The organism is Shewanella sp. ZOR0012 (genome assembly GCF_000798835.1).
Taxonomy (GTDB): domain Bacteria; phylum Pseudomonadota; class Gammaproteobacteria; order Enterobacterales; family Shewanellaceae; genus Shewanella; species Shewanella xiamenensis.
On record NZ_JTLE01000094.1, the window covers coordinates 2,427,321 to 2,446,173 of the forward strand.

Annotated in this window: 16 protein-coding genes; 13 read left to right on the top strand and 3 right to left on the bottom strand. The window is 43.2% G+C overall.

The window, feature by feature from the left end; translation table 11 throughout:
• From L976_RS12290 to L976_RS12320, 7 genes are all read left to right on the top strand, one after another.
• Positions 1–935: chemotaxis protein CheA (locus L976_RS12290; RefSeq protein WP_047540458.1), on the top strand; the 935-nt coding region annotated here is incomplete at its 5' end.
• Between the two features lie 20 nt (positions 936–955).
• The gene (locus L976_RS12295) at positions 956–2,080 is read left to right on the top strand and encodes a protein-glutamate methylesterase/protein-glutamine glutaminase (RefSeq protein WP_047537078.1); all 1,125 of its coding nucleotides are present in this window, start codon (positions 956–958) and stop codon (positions 2,078–2,080) included.
• Positions 2,081–2,093: 13 nt separating this feature from the next.
• A complete protein-coding gene (locus L976_RS12300; RefSeq protein WP_047540461.1) occupies positions 2,094–2,612 on the top strand; it encodes a hypothetical protein in 519 nt (172 codons plus the stop codon).
• A 64-nt stretch (positions 2,613–2,676) separates the two neighbouring features.
• Positions 2,677–3,468, top strand: a complete 792-nt coding sequence (locus L976_RS12305) for a ParA family protein (RefSeq protein ID WP_037420395.1) — start codon at positions 2,677–2,679, stop codon at positions 3,466–3,468.
• On the top strand, positions 3,452–4,432 hold the full coding sequence (locus L976_RS12310; RefSeq protein WP_047537081.1) for a chemotaxis protein CheW: 981 nt from the start codon (positions 3,452–3,454) through the stop codon (positions 4,430–4,432). The genes L976_RS12305 and L976_RS12310 overlap by 17 nt, the downstream gene beginning before the upstream one ends.
• 7 nt (positions 4,433–4,439) lie before the next feature.
• Positions 4,440–4,934, top strand: coding sequence for a chemotaxis protein CheW (locus L976_RS12315; RefSeq protein WP_011073088.1), 495 nt, complete (start codon positions 4,440–4,442; stop codon positions 4,932–4,934).
• A gap of 147 nt (positions 4,935–5,081) precedes the next feature.
• The gene (locus L976_RS12320; RefSeq protein WP_037420401.1) at positions 5,082–5,480 is read left to right on the top strand and encodes a DUF2802 domain-containing protein; all 399 of its coding nucleotides are present in this window, start codon (positions 5,082–5,084) and stop codon (positions 5,478–5,480) included.
• A 95-nt stretch (positions 5,481–5,575) separates the two neighbouring features.
• Here L976_RS12320 and L976_RS12325 read toward each other — a convergent pair whose 3' ends face one another.
• Positions 5,576–5,884, bottom strand: coding sequence for an EscU/YscU/HrcU family type III secretion system export apparatus switch protein (locus tag L976_RS12325; RefSeq protein WP_037420403.1), 309 nt, complete (start codon positions 5,882–5,884; stop codon positions 5,576–5,578).
• A 15-nt stretch (positions 5,885–5,899) separates the two neighbouring features.
• Positions 5,900–7,900: a flagellar hook-length control protein FliK gene (locus L976_RS12330; protein WP_047537084.1), complete on the bottom strand. Its 2,001-nt coding sequence runs from the start codon at positions 7,898–7,900 to the stop codon at positions 5,900–5,902.
• A 220-nt stretch (positions 7,901–8,120) separates the two neighbouring features.
• Between L976_RS12330 and L976_RS12335 the strand changes: the two genes are divergently transcribed.
• Entirely contained in the window at positions 8,121–8,906 is a 786-nt protein-coding gene (locus L976_RS12335; RefSeq protein ID WP_037424736.1) for an MlaA family lipoprotein, read from the top strand.
• Positions 8,907–9,026: 120 nt separating this feature from the next.
• Positions 9,027–10,130: a response regulator gene (locus L976_RS12340; protein WP_047537089.1), complete on the top strand. Its 1,104-nt coding sequence runs from the start codon at positions 9,027–9,029 to the stop codon at positions 10,128–10,130.
• Between the two features lie 319 nt (positions 10,131–10,449).
• On the opposite strand, the gene L976_RS12345 is transcribed toward L976_RS12340, so the two are convergent.
• Positions 10,450–11,919, bottom strand: coding sequence for a peptide MFS transporter (locus tag L976_RS12345; protein WP_037420415.1), 1,470 nt, complete (start codon positions 11,917–11,919; stop codon positions 10,450–10,452).
• A 475-nt stretch (positions 11,920–12,394) separates the two neighbouring features.
• Here L976_RS12345 and rfaH point away from each other — a divergent pair, with 475 nt between their 5' ends.
• From rfaH to rfbB, 4 genes are all read left to right on the top strand, one after another.
• A complete protein-coding gene (gene rfaH, locus L976_RS12350) occupies positions 12,395–12,895 on the top strand; it encodes a transcription/translation regulatory transformer protein RfaH (RefSeq protein WP_037420418.1) in 501 nt (166 codons plus the stop codon).
• An 893-nt stretch (positions 12,896–13,788) separates the two neighbouring features.
• Positions 13,789–16,554, top strand: a complete 2,766-nt coding sequence (locus L976_RS12355) for an SLBB domain-containing protein (protein WP_047537094.1) — start codon at positions 13,789–13,791, stop codon at positions 16,552–16,554.
• A 95-nt stretch (positions 16,555–16,649) separates the two neighbouring features.
• Entirely contained in the window at positions 16,650–17,639 is a 990-nt protein-coding gene (locus L976_RS12360) for a Wzz/FepE/Etk N-terminal domain-containing protein (RefSeq protein ID WP_047537097.1), read from the top strand.
• Positions 17,640–17,715: 76 nt separating this feature from the next.
• A complete protein-coding gene (gene rfbB, locus L976_RS12365; RefSeq protein ID WP_047537100.1) occupies positions 17,716–18,786 on the top strand; it encodes a dTDP-glucose 4,6-dehydratase in 1,071 nt (356 codons plus the stop codon).
• Positions 18,787–18,853: the final 67 nt, after the last annotated feature.

An 18,853-nucleotide genomic window follows, 5' to 3' on the forward strand; every position in this document is an offset into this window, starting at 1 on the left:
CCCGTACGCTCAATAAAGAAATTGATTTAGTGTTGGTCGGTGAAGAAACTGACCTTGATAAAAACTTGGTTGAGGCGCTTGCGGATCCTTTAGTGCACTTGGTTCGTAACTCGGTCGACCATGGTATTGAAATGCCAAATGACCGTGAAGCCTCTGGTAAACCCAGAACGGGGACGATTACTCTATCGGCAAGCCAAGAGGGTGACCATATTCTGCTAAAAATCGAAGATGATGGCGCAGGTATGGATCCCGAAAAGTTAAAACAAATTGCCATTAAACGTGGCGTGCTGGATGAAGATTCCGCTGCGCGTATGACGGACAATGAAGCTTATAACTTGATCTTTGCCCCAGGCTTTTCGACTAAGGTCGAGATTTCAGATATCTCTGGTCGTGGCGTGGGGATGGACGTGGTTAAAACCCGTATCACCCAACTCAACGGTACTGTGCATATTGACTCGATGAAAGGCAAAGGCACCATACTTGAGATTAAAGTGCCGTTAACCTTGGCAATTATGCCAACGCTTATGGTTGATGTTGCGAAACAAGTTTTTGCATTACCTTTATCCAGTGTTAATGAGATTTTTCATCTCGATCTTACCAAAACCAACATTGTTGACGGACAACTCACTGTCATCGTTCGCAACAAGGCCGTGCCGCTCTTCTATCTAGAGCATTGGTTGCATAGAAATAAAACTACCTTCAAACATGGTGACAAGAAACATGGTCATGTTGTGATAGTGCAGTTAGGTATGATGCAGATCGGTTTTGTTGTGGATGCATTGATTGGCCAAGAAGAGGTGGTGATTAAGCCACTGGGAGCCTTGTTGCACGGTACGCCAGGTATGGCTGGGGCAACGATTACATCCGATGGTGGTATTGCGCTCATTTTGGATGTTCCTGGGTTATTAAAGCATTATGCGAAAAATAAAAGTTAGTTCCCAAGTTAAGGAATGGAATGGCCATTAAAGTATTAGTCGTTGATGACTCAAGCTTTTTTAGACGACGTGTTAGTGAAATAGTCAATCAAGATCCTGAACTGGAAGTGATCGCGACGGCTGCTAACGGGGCTGAAGCGGTGAAGATGGCTGCTGAGCTTAATCCCCAAGTAATCACTATGGACATTGAAATGCCTGTCATGGACGGTATCACCGCCGTCCGTGAAATCATGGCAAAGTGTCCAACCCCGATTCTGATGTTTTCATCATTAACCCATGATGGCGCTAAGGCCACCTTAGACGCCCTAGATGCGGGTGCGTTAGATTTTTTACCTAAACGTTTTGAAGATATCGCGACCAATAAAGATGAAGCGATTTTGTTATTGCAGCAAAGAGTCAAGGCTCTTGGTCGTCGTCGAATTTTCCGTCCAGTGGCGCGTCCTAGCGTTGCCCCAATTACCCCAAGACCAAGCTCTGGCTCGGTATTAGGGAATGTGGCCACTCCTGTTCAAAGTGCACCTGCGCCAGTGCGCACGTCATCTGTATCGTCTATTCGTGCTAGTGGTAAGCAATACAAATTATTGTTAATTGGTACGTCGACGGGGGGGCCTGTCGCCTTACAGAAAATTTTGACTCAGTTTCCAGCAAATTATCCGCACCCTATTTTGCTGATCCAACACATGCCAGCCGCTTTTACCCCAGCATTTGCAAATCGTTTAAATGGTTTATGTAAAATCGAGGTAAAAGAAGCGGCAAATGGCGATATTTTGCGTCCAGGTTGTGCGTATCTAGCGCCAGGTGGAATGCAGATGATGGTAGAGCGTACAGGCGTCACAGGCCGAATAAAAGTGCTCGCTGGTAGTGCTGAAATGAATTATAAGCCTTGTGTCGATATCACTTTTGCTTCAGCCTCAAAAGCCTACGGTGGAGATGTGCTTGCTGTAGTGTTAACTGGAATGGGAGCTGACGGCCGAGAAGGAGCACGCATGCTTAAAGCTGCCGGTGCGACCATTTGGGCGCAGGATGAAGCGAGTTGCGTCGTTTATGGTATGCCTCAAGCAGTGGCCAGTGCGGGTATTGCCACTCAATCCATTTCATTGGAGCACATGGCTGAGTCGATTTTAAAAGAGTCTGCACGTGGCTAGCAGCAAGTCACAGATAAGCACAAATATTGTGCTTATTATGGTGCTAATGATGATGACGATCGTTTGTCTTGGTGCCTTAAGTTTCGATTATCATCGAAAAAACATAAAATTGCTTGCTGATGTTAAACGCTTAGCATCGACCCAAGTCGTGCTCATGGTGCCTGATGAGCAAGCTAAGGTCATTGCTGATTGGCTTGCCACACACCCAGAACAAACTAAGGCTATGCTAAAAATGGTGGCGCCTGGTGAACATAATGCAGTGACTCTTGGGCCTGAAATGCCAGCGGCGGATGGTAATAATATTCCGCCTTTACTTGAAAAAGTGCCTGAGATGGATAAACAACAGTTATCCTCTCAGTCACCTGCTGAATCATCAGTCTCTTTGCGTTTGCAAAATGAAGCAGCATTGACAACAGAGGTTCGACAGGAGTCGACTCAAGTTCCTGTGGTGATTTCGGAAAATGCCGACGGTGTTAAGGTGATAAGTCTGCCTAACGGTGGCATAAGAGTCACGACAAGGGAAGAAGAGTAACGTGGTGGGCCGCGATCATTCCACTTATAAATGGCACAGAATCAACATTTAAGAGGTCAGTGCTTTGAAAGTCTGGACCATAGCGAATCAAAAAGGTGGGGTCGGTAAAACCACTTCGGTAGCAAGTTTAGCGGGAGCACTCGCTAAACGGGGTAAGCGCGTCTTGATGATTGATACCGATCCTCATGCTTCACTCGGTTACTACCTTGGGGTTGACTCAGAAGAGGTGCCCGGTTCTCTTTTTGATGTATTTGTTGCGCACAATCATCTTACAAAAGAGCTGGTTAAATCGCATATCGTACCAACTTTGGTGGATGGTTTAGATTTATTACCGTCGACTATGGCGCTAGCAACACTGGATAGAGCTTTAGGCCATCAAGAAGGCATGGGACTTGTCTTACGTAATTTGCTTGCCCTTGTTGCTGATGAATATGATGTTGCCATCGTCGACTGCCCGCCTGTCTTAGGTGTGCTGATGGTGAATGCGTTAGCCGCAAGCCAACATATTGTCATTCCTGTGCAAACAGAGTTCTTAGCGATTAAAGGGCTTGAGCGCATGGTCAAAACTATGGAAATCATGGGGCGGTCAAAGAAGACTCGTTACAGTTATACCGTAGTCCCAACCATGTTTGATAAGCGTACTAAGGCATCTCCCGCTGCGTTGCAGGTGTTGAGTGAACAGTATGGTGAGAGTCTATGGCGTGATGTTATTCCTGTAGATACTAAGTTTAGAGACGCAAGTTTAGCGCATTTACCCGCCTCCCATTATGCAAGCGGTTGTCGTGGTGTAAAGGCCTATGAAAGATTATTAGATTTTCTTTTAGCTGGGGAGTTTGGCCATGTCAAAATCGGTTGATGAAACTGTTTTTGATTTTTTTGAATTATTATTGCACGAAGACGATAGTGCCTTTGGTGCTTCCCCAATTAAATCTCAAGAAAATATTGCGACCGCTTTTGATAGCAGTAAAAAAATGGAAACTCAGCAGCTCAATAATGCCATTTTGGCAGAGCATGAGCGGTCTAAAGCGGATGTTAAAGCTACTCTAGAGCCTGAAGTACAACCTATTCGGGCAAAAAGCATTGTTACTGTCTCCTCTAAGGAAAGTGCTGAGCCGTTAGTGAATAAACAGTCGCTAGAACGACTGCTTGCGCCAGTCCTAAAAGCGGAAGCTACAGTTGTTGATAAGCCAACGGAGGTTATCGAGCAACCTTTACCAGCACCTAAGCAACCTGTAGTAATAACGGTAGCTGATGTCGATGAGACTGCGAATGTTGCGCCGACGCAAGTCGATAACTTATCGACTGTGCCCGACACTCAAGTCGGCTTTGCGCCTCCAAGTGTGACAAAAGATCTGCAAGAAGTACTCGATGATGAGTTTCAAGTACTATTCTTTAAGGTAGCTGGGTTGACGTTAGCGGTTCCATTAGTCAGTCTCGGTGGTATCGTCAAAGTAGAACGGATTAATCATATTATTGGCCGTCCTTCTTGGTTCCTTGGTGTACAAACTCATCGAGAAGAACAGTTAAATCTAGTGGATACCTGTGCGTGGGTTATGCCAGAAAAATATACAGATAAACTGGCGCAATCGGTAAATTATCAATATCTTGTATTATTAGAGGGCAGTAATTGGGGATTAGCTTGTGAGTCCCTGCTTAATGCAGTAAAAATTACCAAATCGCAAGTAAATTGGCGCAGCAAAGCAGGGAAACGTCCTTGGCTAGCTGGTGTGGTTAAAGAACAAATGTGTGGCATTTTGCACGTACAAGCCTTAGTTGAAATGCTTGATGCGGGTTTAGGCTGTCAGGACTCCATTGGTTGAGGTAAACATGAAAGATACAAGAAATGTCGCAGCCGTGGCTGCAAGTAAAGATGATGCAGTATTGCAGTGGGTTACCTTTAAGTTAGACAACGAAACTTATGGTATTAATGTCATGCAAGTGCAAGAAGTGCTGCGTTACACTGAAATTGCTCCCGTACCTGGTGCACCACACTATGTTTTAGGGATTATCAATTTACGCGGTAATGTGGTTACTGTTATTGATACCCGCTCACGTTTTGGGTTGCAATCAGCAGAAGTGGATGATTCGACACGTATCGTGATCATTGAAGCAGAAAAGCAAGTCATTGGTATTTTGGTTGATAGTGTTGCTGAAGTCGTTTACTTACGCCGCTCTGAAATTGATAACGCGCCTAACGTTGGTACAGAAGAGAGTGCGAAGTTTATTCAAGGCGTCAGTAATCGTGATAATGAGCTGTTGATCTTAGTTGATTTAGACAAACTATTATCCGATGAAGAGTGGGCTGAGTTAAATCAACTCTAAATATTCATCGGAGGCGGCAGATAGTGTCTATCTGCCGCTTTGCTTTTTGTTATGCGAACGATTCATTTGGCTTTAATTTACTCTTTTAGAATGCCACTTTATGAGTCGGTGCTGATTTCAGCTGATTGTGATGCGTAGGGATGATGAATGGGCGATGAATTTTTAATCGCAGCCTTAGTTTATGTGATTGCGTGTTTAGGTTTAGTTCTTTACCTTCAGAAACAATTAAGTAAGTTGCGCAGTAAAGTTGAAGCGTTAACCGTATTAGTGAAAGAGGGCGATCGTCAGCGCGAGGGCTTTAAGCGTGAAATGCAGGAGCTTCGAAGCGGTACCATTGGTATGGGACGTCGTGTGATTGAGCTTGAAAAACGCTTACATCAACAATCTGAACGCATTGAAGAATCTACTCAACAGGATCCCCAAGCAAAGCTTTATACGCGTGCGATGAAGATGGTGGCCCTCGGAGCTGGTGTAGATGAGCTAATCAAAGAGTGTGAATTGCCTAAAGCTGAGGCTGAGTTGTTAATTCGTTTACACCGTAAATAGATGAGCAATTTAGGACGCACTTCGTGATTCTCGACCACAGCAAAGTGCTGTTCTAGAACGCCACGTTGTGGCTCTAGGAGCTAGCCACTTTTGCTTTAAGCCTTATCAACAATCTTCTTATGCATATTGTTCCATTGTTCTGGGAATTTTCCGTCCAACATATACACAAATGCGATTAATTCGGCGATGAGCAGATACAGCTCTCTTGGAATTTCTTCGCCTAATTCAAGCAATCGAAGAAAGTTACTCAGGTGCGGATCTTGGTGAATATAAACGCCTGAGGCCTTTGCTAGAGCGATAATTTCGTCAGCGATTAGCCCTTCACCCGATGCGACTACTTTAGGCGCATGTTTTCCGTCATAACTCAAGGCAACAGCTTGCTGGGTTTTATATTCTTCCGCCATAGATAGACTCTTTAATTATGCTCTTGTTTTCACAAGAAAATGATCACCAGGCAGCAATGTTGCTGGAACTGGTGCTAATTGGGTGGATAATTCACCCGGTGTAAATCCTAATTGCGATAGTTTTTGTCCTAGTGGAGCCAGAAAGTTATCTACTCGGCGAAGTAATGACTGACTGTCACCTTTGAACTGAATATCTAGTACTTGTTGGTGAAAACGTGCCGATATCAGTAATGGACCCTGGGCGAGATTAAACTTCAATTGTAAATGCCAGCCTTTATGATGTTGCTGTTCATCGCTATCGGCTTCTCGCTCGAATTTACCTTCTAATTGTTCATGACGTTGATTAATCCCATAGGGAAGGGCAAAAAACCACACTAAATTGCCATTATTTTCACTACTTGCTTGTTGATAAAGCTGTAGGCTTGAAGCTAGTTGTACCATGCTTTCTAAGCCGCCAGCTTTGCTAAATTGTCCTAGCTGATGGTTAGATAATCCGATTTTAGTTTGGAGTTGCTCTAAGTAATCAGCCAACTTAGCACTCATTTTACTATTGGCATTATTTGCCCTAAACCCCAATAACAACTGAAACAATGAGCTAATGGCTCCCGCATTGAATAGCATTGAGGCTTGACCGAGCTGCGGCGTTGCTAAATTTAAGGTTGCGAGACCAAGGATGCTGTCTTTTAGTTCGTTTGGATCGCTTAATTGGCCTAAAGGATGTGGGCCTAGATGAGGCAAATGTTTTAACAGCTCGGCAGCTAAGTTTGTGCTAGCTCGAGAGACCATCTGCTCGATGGGGAGAGCACCGGCCTTGGTAAAGGCTTTTTGAAGCACTTGATTAACATTGATATTGGCTTCGTTGAGTTTATTTTGTTTGTCTGCACCTAACGAGTCTGATGGGGTTTTAAGATTTAGCTGAGTTTCATTACTGGACAAATTTTTGGTCATCGCTAACTCATTAGCGGGGACCTGTGGTTTAGTCTGTAAGCTGCTAAAGTCCGATTTTGCATGTTGACTTTGCAAAGTATTTGACACCGTTACGGTATTTTTTACATCCGATGCGCTTGCATCTTTAGTCAGTGCCTTAGGTTCAGGAATAGCTGTTTTGGGATCAATTTGTTGATTGGTAGTTTGTCCTGTCGTCAGCTTTGCTTCAGTAGTGGATTGTAAATTGACGCTAATAGCAATCTTGGATGCTGAGTTTTTTACGGATGTCACTTCATCCGCAATAGAACCCGTTTGAGTCTGGGATATTTTTATGTCGGAAATTGATCCACCTTGGGTGCTAGACGTATTGACTTTTGCAGCATTGCTATCCGTTTGGGGGACTAAGCCCTCAAGTTTCCGTAAAAAACTCGCAATAATCTGAACGGGTTCCATTTTGCTTATCACAACATGACTCGCTTGCTTATCAATAATGGGAAGCTGAGTTTCATTTATCGGAGCGCCAATTTGGATTTCGAGTTTGCTCAGTATTGGGGTCAACACTAAAATAGGTTTCCCTTGTAAAAGGGTAATTTTTGCTTGATATTCACCCGCATTAAGTCGTGTTCCTGGATCCTGTGGCACAACAGTTCCATTCGTAAATTGGAATTCTTTTGCAGTAACAATGACATTAGGGAGGGGGTAGCCCTGTGGGCGGGCAGAGAGAGCGTATAATTTTGTCTCTGAAATCCCATTTTGTTGTGCAAGTAATGTGATCGCTTCTGGGAGCTTAAGGTTGACTGTCGAACCCAAGGCAATCAGTTGCGAGGTTTGTGTCATAGCACTCGATTCAGTGGGGCTATTCACGACTTGATTGACTAAAAATTGACTAGCAATAATTAATGCTTGGCGCTGCTGAGCATTAACGAGCTTTAAATTATATTCTGTACCGTTTAGAATAATACTATCGCCTTCAGGAGATAGTTGGACTTCAGCGGGAATAGGACGCGCATTGGTGCTCAGGGCAGTGTTCCGAGTCCCTGAAGTGATTAATGGTGCGTTGGTAATCTGACTAAGTGGAATCGACCCCATACTAAACCTTTGTTGGAATAACTCGCGGTGCGTTATTTAAAAAATTAACAATTGACCAAACTGTTTTGCCAAGTATGCTTATGCGCTTTGTAAAGTCAGTGGCATTTTGTCTGTCATACTTAGTATACGACTCGGATGACTAATCTTTTATCGTCACTTGTTGATGGTCACTTTAACGAAAACTCGTGAACTCGGCAGTACATTTATTTAAGAGAGCAATATGAAGTTGAAATGGATAGGGGTACTTTTAGGCTTTGCATTACTGCCCAAGGTTTATGGCGCAGAGGTAGCCGTACCCGATAACACTCCAAAGGACGGGGCTTCAGCTGTAAAAATTACTTACGAAGATCCAAGAGATCCCTTTGAAGGGTTCAACCGCGCCATGTGGGACTTTAACTATCTGTTTCTCGATAGGTACCTATACCGGCCCGTTGCACATGGTTATAACGATTATATCCCGTTGCCTGCTAAAACAGGGATTAATAACTTTGTGCAAAACTTGGAAGAACCCAGCAGCGTGGTAAACAACTTATTGCAAGGCAAATGGGGTTGGGCGGCGAATGCGGGTGGTCGTTTTACGGTTAACACGACGATAGGGTTACTAGGCGTTATTGATGTGGCTGATATGATGGGAATGCCACGTAAGCAGGACGAGTTTAACGAAGTGTTGGGCTATTACGGTGTACCTAATGGTCCCTATTTTATGGCACCCTTTGCTGGTCCATATGTTGTTCGTGAACTCGCATCAGATTGGGTTGATGGTCTATACTTTCCACTATCTGAACTCACAGTGTGGCAATCCGTGGTTAAATGGGGCCTTAAAAGCTTACATGCTAGAGCCTCGGCAATTGACCAGGAAAGACTTGTTGATAATGCGCTCGATCCCTATGCCTTCGTGAAAGATGCGTACTTACAACACATGGACTATAAGGTCTATGATGGCAATGTTCCTCAAAAACAAGAAGATGATGAGTTACTCGACCAGTACATGCAGGAACTTGAGTAAGCTCATGCGCTAACTTGGCTGCAGGCATGAATATGCAGCCAAGCCAATGCCGTATAAATGATTCTTCCCATGTCATCATTGAATGATTGCTGTTGCAGTAAACGTTACGCGGGAATCTTTATGGCGTTAAATGGTGTTTCAATTCTGTGGGTTGAAGATGACCCAGTATTCAGGCAAATCGTTGCTACCTTTCTAAATGGTCGAGGTGCACAGGTAGTGCAGGCTGGCGATGGAGAGCAGGGGCTGATTCATTTCAAGCAACAACGTTTCGATATCATACTTGCCGATTTGAGTATGCCAAAGCTTGGTGGCTTAGATATGCTTAAGGAAATGAGCAGATTAGAGCCATTAGTGCCTTCTATTGTTATTTCAGGTAACAATGTTATGGCGGATGTTGTCGAGGCGCTGCGCATCGGTGCGAGTGATTATTTGGTTAAACCTGTTGCCGATCTCTTTATTATCGAGCAAGCCATTCAACAAGGGCTGCAGCGAAATCACCCCGATGATATTACTCAGGCAGACTTTGATGCTTTATCTCACCAAGAGTTGAATGATAATTTAGCCTTATTAGAACAAAGTGTTGAAGCGGCCAAACAAGTTCAGCAGCAACTTTTCCCAGCCTCAAATATCAGTTATCCCGCCGCCAAAGTTGATTACAGCTTATTTAAAAGCAGTGATATCAGTAGCTACTTTATTGACTCAACAATGGTGGGCAGTGATCATTTGATCATATATATGGCTCACCTCTATCCCGAAGACAATCGCGCGGCGTTTGCTTGTGTTTTGCTACGCAGTTTTGTCAACCAAAAGCTGAAAAGTTATCGAAGTGGTCAGAGTAAAACCATTATCGAGCCGTTCAATATGCTGAGCTACTTGAATGAGCGTTTGGTAAAGTCCGGTTTGGATATCACCGTAGATATTGTTTATGTCGCAATCGAACTAACTCGTTATCGAGCCGCCATTGCCCTAGCAGGCAAGGGACTGAGGTGCTATTTACGTAATGACAAAGGCTTAAGTCCATTGGCTATTTCAGAAAGTTTACCGCTAGGGGTATTAGATTGGGGTAAACCGAGTGTTCAGTTTCGAACGATTCTGCCGCAGGAGCAACTTTGTATCGCAACCAATGAGCCTGAACATAAGCAGCAGTTATTAGATAATCAATTTAAAGGATTAGTCTACAATTCAAACTTGCCTGCGGGTGGTTTTATTCAATTAAGTTTATAAGAAGATAAGATGCTAGGACGCAGCCAAAAGCGCTGCTAGAACGCCATTGCGTGGCTCGAGAAGCTAGACTCTAGCACCTAGAACTTAGCACCTAGTACCCATGTTCTAATTTGTCAGAGTGCGAAACATCCCATCTCTAATCTCAACGTGCTTTGGGAGCAAAGCAATAAAAAACGCTGCATTTCTGCAGCGTTTTTATCGAATATTGAATTATTCAGGATGGTAGAAGCGTTCTATCTGGGCGAAGCCCAGTCTACTTTTTCTCGCAGCGAAGCACCCTAGAGCAGTGCATTTGGCTGCGTCCTAGCTTCTAGCTGCGTTATCTTTTAATGGCTTCGTGTTCAGCGGTTACTGCAATTTCATCTTCTAATGCTTCGGCTTCATTGTGATGCTTGCTTTCCGCACCGTGCATCCAATCGACTAATTTGTCAGCCATAAAGTATAAGATCACACCAGAAAGTGCTGCGGTAATCGCAATACCCGAGAAGATAGCCATTGCATTGGCAAGTTGTTCTTCTTTTTCGCCGCCATGGCCAATAAAGGAACCCACCACACCACCAATTTTGTTAGCAGCAGCCACAAAGAGGAACCAAGAACCCATCATTAACGAAGCGATGCGAAGTGGAGCTAACTTAGTGACCATAGATAAACCAATAGGCGACAAGCAAAGTTCACCCATGGTATGGAAGAAATAAGCGCCAACCAACCACCACATGCTTGATTTAGCTGTAGCATCACCGCCCATTTCGACAACGGCACCGATCATAAATAAGAAGCCAACGGCTAACAGCACTAAGCCTAAAGCAAACTTAATCGGGGAGTTCGGTTCGTTCTTACCTAAACGTACCCAAATCGAAGCAACAACAGGAGCAAAAATAACGATAAACATTGCGTTTAAGGATTGGAACCAAGTGGTTGGTACTTCCCATGTGCCGATCATGCGGTCGGTAAAGTCGTTAGTGAACAAGTTCATCAGGCCGCCAGCTTGCTCGAAGCCAGCCCAGAAAATAATGGTAAATAAACCCATCACCATGATGACTTTAATACGGTCACGTTCAACCTTCGTCAGTGGTTCTTTACGGACTTCTCCTTTTTCTGCTGCCTTTTGCTTTTCAAGCTTAGCAGCAGGAGTTCTACCGATATCACCAAGTAACTTTTGTGCAAACACAAGCTGGATAATTAACGACAGGATCATACCGATACCTGCGCAGATAAAACCAGCTTGGAAATTACCATCATAAGCGGCAACTACTGAGCCTACGATAATACCTGAGAGGAAAGCACCAACGTTGATCCCCATATAGAAAATGGTGAAAGCACCGTCACGGCGGTGATCTCCTTCTTGGTACAGATCGCCCACCATAGTAGAAATATTTGGTTTAAACAGGCCGTTACCTAAGATTAACGTGCCTAAGCCGACGTAGAATACTTCGGTTTCCATCCCTGGTACCCACGCATGGGGCGTACCTAAAATAAATTGACCAGCCGCCATTAAAGTACCGCCAATCATAATGGCGCGGCGTTGGCCTAGAAAGGTATCTGCTAACCAACCACCTAGAAGTGGGGTCAAATAAACAAGCCCAGTGAAGGTGCCATATAACGAAATGGCATCGGCTTGGCTCCAACCTAAACCGTGTCCACCTTCGCTTTGCACTTTATCAACTAAGTACAGTACCAAAATGGCACGCATTGCATAATAACTAAAACGTTCCCAGAGTTCTGTTGTAAACAGTAGGAACAGACCTTTGGGATGGCCAAGCATTGTCCCTTGTGGTTTTGCTACGCTCATGAAGTTTCCACCTTAAGCTCGTGATTGCCTGTGGCGCCCCTGAAACAGGATGATGTCACCACAGAAAAATGATTGTTGCTCTTCTCATTTATCTTGAGTCAATTCGATATTTAGCTCTAGCTTAAAAGCATGAGTAAATTGTTGAATTGCTGAGATTTAAGTATGAGTTATTGTTACGTTCTTATAATAAAAGTAATATTTTAAGCGTTAATTAGGATATTTTCGCTAAAATTCCCACCTTATATACCCTTTAAAAGTCACTAAAGTCAATTTTGACTTGCTAACTGGTGAGATTATCTGCAACTCGCCACCAAATATCGATTTATGTTGATTTTCCTAATATATCGGCACTTTGTTTAGATACCGAACAGCAAGGGTTTTAAGGCAAAAAACTGCTTCCATCCGTCTTGACAACTTTGTTATGATTGCGACCCGTGAATGGACGTCACTTAACATAGGGTAGTGAGATTAATCGATGAAGGCATGGTACCTTTTGTACTGTAAACCTCGTAGTGAAGCGAGGGCACAACAAAATTTAGCTCTTCAAAATTTAGAGACATATTTACCAATGGTCTCTGAAGAAAAATCTCAACGCGGTCAGAAGCGGATCTGTCGTGTGCCTTTATTCCCAAATTATTTGTTTATCAATTTTGACCCAAGCCAAACTAGCGTTAAGCAGGTCCACTCTACTCGCGGTGTGAGTCGTATTGTCAATTGTCAGGAAAGAATGACACCCATTGATGACCGAGTCATTCACGCCATTCGCATGAAAGAATTAACGCCTTCCCAATCTGTTTTAGACACTCCGTTAGAGCTAAAGACAGGGGAGAAAATTCGTTTTAAAGACGGCCCGTTTGCAGACTTAGAAGCTATTTTTCAAGAGAAATGCCCAAACAAACGTTGCCACGTTTTATTTAATATTATGGGACAGATCAATATGTTAACTGTGCCAGAACAGTCCGTAGAACGAGTGTGAGTTGTGAACTATTTTACTATGTTGATTAAGACTTTAGCTTAGAGTTGTGTAAGACATTTGCCATAGGTTGACTTATTTCATTTCAAGTAATATAGAGCTTGAAATTAAAAATATATAATTTTCAGTGTGTTATATTTGTTTGTGCATTGAGGTGGTATCAGAAAACTAAATCTGCACCATTAAAAGTTAAACATAATTTGTGTGCATGTTTTTTGAGCAAACGACGTAGTGGTTTGGCTGTACAATTTTTGCGGCTGATCTAAGTTGTGTGCAACAAAAGTTTTACTTGTTTTTTACGCTGTGGCATATGAGGCTCGCGGGCTTAAATTGCCAGCAGGGCTTAGGTCTTTTGAAGATGTTAGCCAAACTAAAGATGGTTAACTGATAAGTTTGGAATTCAGAAAGCCAACAATTAAAACAGCAAGCAACAAATGCTAAGATTTTGAAAAATTAGAATATTCGCAGCGCGAAGGGCAATATAGAGGCCGCAATCTATGGGCGGTAGCGTGCCTGAAAGGCATCGAATGAAATGAATAGTTTCATTCGTTAAGCGGACGCCGCAAATAATTGTCTGGAACAATTATTAACAGCGTTAGCTGAACCGAAGGATGAAGTGCTCGATGCACTGAATAAGGCCTCTGGCCGCCACGCGATAGAAGTGTCAGGAACACTTCAAAATTGCTTTAGCAAGCCCGCAGGGTGGAGTATATGGACATACGGAATAATCGGTAGCGTGTCTGAAAAAAAGAAGGACGTTGCTTCGCAACTGCGAGGACGAAGCAAAAAAGCGCTGCTCTAGGACGCCACTACGGTGGCGCTAGAATCTAGAAGGAGCGTAGCGACGCTCTGCTTTATTATTGTTTTTCATCTTTAAACCCAATCGGAGATATCTGGTGTTACAACAACTTAAAAAATACATCAAGGCGGCCCCTCGAGTCGCGATATTCGCAAGCATGAGTGCTGCAATATTGATGGGCGCTCAGGCGCAAGCCGTTACGCCCTCTCCGCAGATGATTGAACAATTCAAACAATTACCCAAAGCAGAACAACAGCGCTTAGCGAGACAGTACGGAATTGATCCCAGTATGATTTCCGGTAGTCAAGCTCAGCCGCAGATAGCAAATCCGCAGGTTGTTTCTGAGCGTGACATGCAATCTGAGCGCATCAATACGGCAAGTGATAAGAAAGAAAAAGCGGAATTAGATTTTTCTGCGGATTCTTCCAACCTTAATCTACGTCGCTTTGGCTATGAAATGTTTGCAGGTGAGCCTAGCACCTTTGCGCCAGTATCTGATGTGCCAGTCCCTGGGGAATATCTTGTCGGTCCAGGCGATAACATCAAAGTACAGCTTTATGGGAAAGAGAATAAAGAATACGACTTAGTAATTAATCGCGAAGGAGTCATTCAATTCCCCGAATTAGGGCCCATTCCTGTAAATGGGTTAACGTTCACTGAGTTAAGAGAAACGCTGGGACAGCGTATTCAACAACAAATGATTGGTATTGAGTCCAATATCACCATGGGGGAATTGCGCTCTATTCGTATTTTTGTAGCGGGTGATGCTTACAAACCTGGTTCATATACGGTTTCTAGTTTATCGACTATCACCCAAGCGTTATTTGTTGCTGGAGGTGTTAACGAAATTGGCTCATTACGGAATGTACAACTTAAACGTAATGGCAAACTTGTCGGTACATTAGACTTATATGATCTGCTGTTAAAAGGGGATGCATCGGGCGACCTGCGTTTACGTTCTGGAGATGTCGTCTTTATTCCTTCAATTGGTGGCCTTGTTAGCGTCTCAGGTGAAGTAAGACGTCCAGCTATTTATGAGTTAAAAAATAACGAAACCATGGCGGATGTTATCGCCATGGCAGCGGGTTTAAATCCTGGCGCCTATCCAAAAAGCAGTTCAGTTGAGCGTTACAACAGTAAATCGCTAAAAACAGTTATCAATGTCGACCTTACTAGCGAACAGGGCAAAATGACGTTAGCCAAAGCGGGTGATGTTATTCGTGTTAAAAACGCTTCTGAACAGTTTGAAAGCGCCGTGACCGTAGTCGGTGCTGTCGTACGTCCTGGTAAATATCAATGGTTTTCCGGACAAAAAATCAGTGATGTTTTTCCCTCAATTTGGGGGGATTTAGCCATTTCTGCTGATTTAGATTATGCCTTAGTGGTTCGTGAAGTGAACCAATATGGTGATATTGAAGTTCGTCAGTTTTCACCGGGTAAAGCTATTAATGACAAAAATAGTGACCAAGATATCGCTTTAAATCCCCGTGATAAAATCATTATTTTTAATTTTTCTGACGATGTACAAAATCGTTTCGAGCTGAATAAATTAGTTAAACAGCGCGTAGAGAAGGTAACCTCTTTAAACACGAATTCTCTGATTAGTTCTGATTTATTCAAAGCAGGGTTTGTTCAGCTTGATAAAAGTAGATTAACTCAGCGTTCGCAGTTGGCTGGAGTGGTTGTTACTGATAAAACTGAGTCAGAAGATGTGGCTGTGGTCAAAGGTGTCGTCAACAAAATGTTGGCAAACTTATTTGATGATACAGAGTTACTCAAACTCAGTAATCAAATGGCTCGCCAAGAATTACTCTATCCGGTCATGGTTAAGCTTAATAACCAGGGCCGAGCAGGATCTGGGATTCAGGTTGTCGGGATTGATGGTCAGGTACGTTTACCCGGTCTGTACCCATTAACCGCAGGCGCAAGAGTCAATGATTTAGTTGTTGCTGCTGGTGGCTTGAAAGAAGGTGCTTACACAACCAGAGCCGAATTAACATCAACGGTAGTTGATAATTCAGGTTCTAAAACTGAGCATAAAAATATTGACCTTGCTTTAGCACTGCAAAATAACTCAAGTGCCAATTTATTGTTATCTGGCAGAGATATTCTTACTGTGATGACAACGCCAGATTGGCAAGAGACCAAAGTGGTTGAGGTCAGAGGCGAGGTTAAATTCCCTGGCCGTTACAATATTCGCCGTGGTGAAACCTTAAGTGACTTAATCACCCGTGTGGGTGGCTTTACCGAATATGCGGCATTACCTTCCGCAGTCTTTGTACGTGAGTCTGTGCGCCAACAAGAGCAGATTGAAATCAAAAAGCTGGCGGACCAACTGCGTCGTGATATAGCTACCCGCGGCATTTCAAAGGATGGCACGGTAGTTAATTATGCTGATGCACAGTTAATGCTAACCGACCTTGAAAATATTAAAGCGGTTGGTCGTTTAGTTGTGGATTTACCTGCAATTTCGCTCGGTATTACACAGGCGGATTTACAGTTGGAAGATGCCGACATTTTATATGTCCCTTCAACTAAACAAACAATTGCTGTGATGGGTGAAGTCCAACATCCTGCCACTCATAGATTTAAAGAAGGTTTAACAATCGACCAGTACCTAGCTATGTCTGGTGGTGCGAGAGAACGTGCTGATGAGGGAAGAACCTATGTTATTCAAGCTAATGGTTCAGTATTAATTCCATCACGTTCAAGCTGGTTCAGTGGCGGTGATCAATTGCAACCTGGTGATACTGTGATTGTTCCACTAGACACTGAATATAAAGATAACCTGACGCTTTGGTCACAAGTAACTGGCATTATCTATAACACTGCAGTTGCTATCTCAGCCATCTCTGGGCTGTAGAAATAATAAGCTAGAAAGGCATTCTGCCTCTAATTTGCTTATAGCTCGCCCTAGGTTCAGTACTTAGGGCATATACCCTAGAATCTGAAGAACCAATGAACACACAAATTACTCAAAATCCAAATATACATCAATCCGATGCCAGATTTCCTCAAGTGCAAGATGACGAAATTGATCTCCGTGAGCTTTTTGCTGTCATTTGGCGTGGCAAATGGATTATTTTGGCTATTACTGCTTTATTTGCCGTTGGTGCAGTGGTCTTTGCCATAAAGCAACCGAATATCTATAAATCTGAAGCCTTACTGGCCCCCGCATCTGAAGAACAAGGTGGTGGTTTAAGTGCGTTAGCTTCTCAGTTTGGTGGTCTAGCTAGCCTTGCTGGCGTGAATCTGGGTAGCAAAGGCGGTACAGATAAAACCGAATTGGCAATTGAGGTATTAAAGTCTCGCCAATTTACCAGCGAGTTTATTCAAAAGCATAATATCCTTGCCGATTTAATGGCGGCAGAAAAATGGGATAGAGATGCGGATAAAATTATCTACGACCCTGAGCTATATAACGAGCAAACCAATACTTGGGTGCGCGAAGTGAAAGCGCCATTTAAACCTGAGCCATCAATGCAAGAAGCCTATAAAGCCTTTAGCAAAATGATTGTTGTCAATAAAGCCAAAGATACAGGAATGGTGACTTTATCGGTTGAGCATTTATCCCCAACAGTTGCGGAGCAATGGGTCACTTGGTTAATTCAAGATATTAATAAAGTAATGAAGGAGCGTGATGTTGCTGAAGCGCACCGCAGTACTGAGTTTTTAAATAAACAAATCGCTTTAACCAATGTCGCAGATATCAAAACCGTTCTTTATAAGTTGATTGAAGAACAAGCAAAAACCATTATGTTTGCCGAAGTGCGTGATGAATACGTTTTCAAAACCATTGACCCCGCATTAGCGCCTGAAGAAAAGGCTAAGCCAAAACGTGCATTAATTTGTGTATTAGGCACCATACTTGGTGGCATGTTGGGTATGATGCTCGTATTGGTAAGACATTTTGTAAGAAAAGAAGATAACCTAGAATCCAGAATTTAGAAATTGTGCGGGAGCGCACTATTATCCTTCTTACTTAAATAAGCGAATTATTTTAATTTTTTCGAGGTCTTTTGTTGTGAAAATCCTTGTAACTGGCGGCGCCGGTTTTATTGGCTCAGCAGTCGTTCGTCATATCATCAGCAACACTCACGATAGCGTAATTAACCTTGATAAACTGACCTATGCAGGCAACCTAGAATCACTTAGCAGGGTTGCGAATAATGTTCGCTACGCATTTGAAAAAGTAGACATTTGTGACCGAGTTGAATTAGATAGAGTATTTGCTAAGTATCAACCCGATGCCGTTATGCATTTGGCGGCAGAGTCCCATGTTGATCGTTCAATTACTGGCCCGGCTGATTTTATCCAAACCAATATAGTCGGGACTTACACTTTACTTGAAGCCGCCCGCCAATATTGGAACTCGCTTGATGCTGAGCGTAAAGCTGTATTCCGTTTCCATCATATCTCCACCGATGAAGTATATGGCGATTTACTGCATCCAGATGAAGTGGCGGCAGACTCTGAACTGCCTTTATTCACCGAAAGCACACCTTATGCGCCTAGCAGCCCTTATTCAGCCTCTAAAGCTTCGAGCGATCACCTTGTACGAGCATGGTTACGTACCTATGGTTTACCTACGATTGTAACCAATTGCTCCAATAACTATGGTCCTTATCACTTCCCTGAAAAGTTGATTCCATTGGTCATCTTAAATGCACTCGAAGGTAAGCCATTACCTATTTATGGTAAGGGCGATCAGATCCGTGATTGGCTATATGTCGAAGACCATGCTCGCGCACTCTATAAAGTAGTTACTGAGGGCAAAATTGGAGAAACCTACAATATTGGTGGTCATAACGAAAAGCGGAACTTAGAAGTAGTACAAACTATTTGCAGCATCTTAGATTCATTAGTGCCCCAAAACACACCTTATTCTGAGCAAATTACCTATGTCGCTGATAGACCAGGCCATGATCGCCGTTATGCTATTGATGCAAGCAAAATGAATGCAGAGCTTGATTGGCAGCCACAAGAGACTTTTGAAACGGGTCTACGCAAAACCGTCGAGTGGTATTTAGCTAACCAAGAATGGTGTAAGCATGTTCAAGATGGTACTTATCAGCGTGAGCGTTTAGGCATTTAATCCTTTAAACAATTTTGTTTTAATACCCTTATTTTTCTTTAAATCTAGGGCCTATTTATCTTGGAGC

Bases quoted from the DNA above. Each gene is read 5' to 3' on its own strand.
- L976_RS12345 (WP_037420415.1), bottom strand. From the start codon at position 11,919: ATGAGCGTAGCAAAACCACAAGGGACAATGCTTGGCCATCCCAAAGGT.
- L976_RS12340 (WP_047537089.1), top strand. From the start codon at position 9,027: ATGGCGTTAAATGGTGTTTCAATTCTGTGGGTTGAAGATGACCCAGTA.
- L976_RS12320 (WP_037420401.1), top strand. From the start codon at position 5,082: ATGGGCGATGAATTTTTAATCGCAGCCTTAGTTTATGTGATTGCGTGT.
- L976_RS12295 (WP_047537078.1), top strand. From the start codon at position 956: ATGGCCATTAAAGTATTAGTCGTTGATGACTCAAGCTTTTTTAGACGA.
- L976_RS12325 (WP_037420403.1), bottom strand. From the start codon at position 5,884: ATGGCGGAAGAATATAAAACCCAGCAAGCTGTTGCCTTGAGTTATGAC.
- L976_RS12310 (WP_047537081.1), top strand. From the start codon at position 3,452: ATGTCAAAATCGGTTGATGAAACTGTTTTTGATTTTTTTGAATTATTA.
- L976_RS12315 (WP_011073088.1), top strand. From the start codon at position 4,440: ATGAAAGATACAAGAAATGTCGCAGCCGTGGCTGCAAGTAAAGATGAT.
- L976_RS12360 (WP_047537097.1), top strand. From the start codon at position 16,650: ATGAACACACAAATTACTCAAAATCCAAATATACATCAATCCGATGCC.
- L976_RS12335 (WP_037424736.1), top strand. From the start codon at position 8,121: ATGAAGTTGAAATGGATAGGGGTACTTTTAGGCTTTGCATTACTGCCC.
- rfaH (WP_037420418.1), top strand. From the start codon at position 12,395: ATGAAGGCATGGTACCTTTTGTACTGTAAACCTCGTAGTGAAGCGAGG.
- L976_RS12330 (WP_047537084.1), bottom strand. From the start codon at position 7,900: ATGGGGTCGATTCCACTTAGTCAGATTACCAACGCACCATTAATCACT.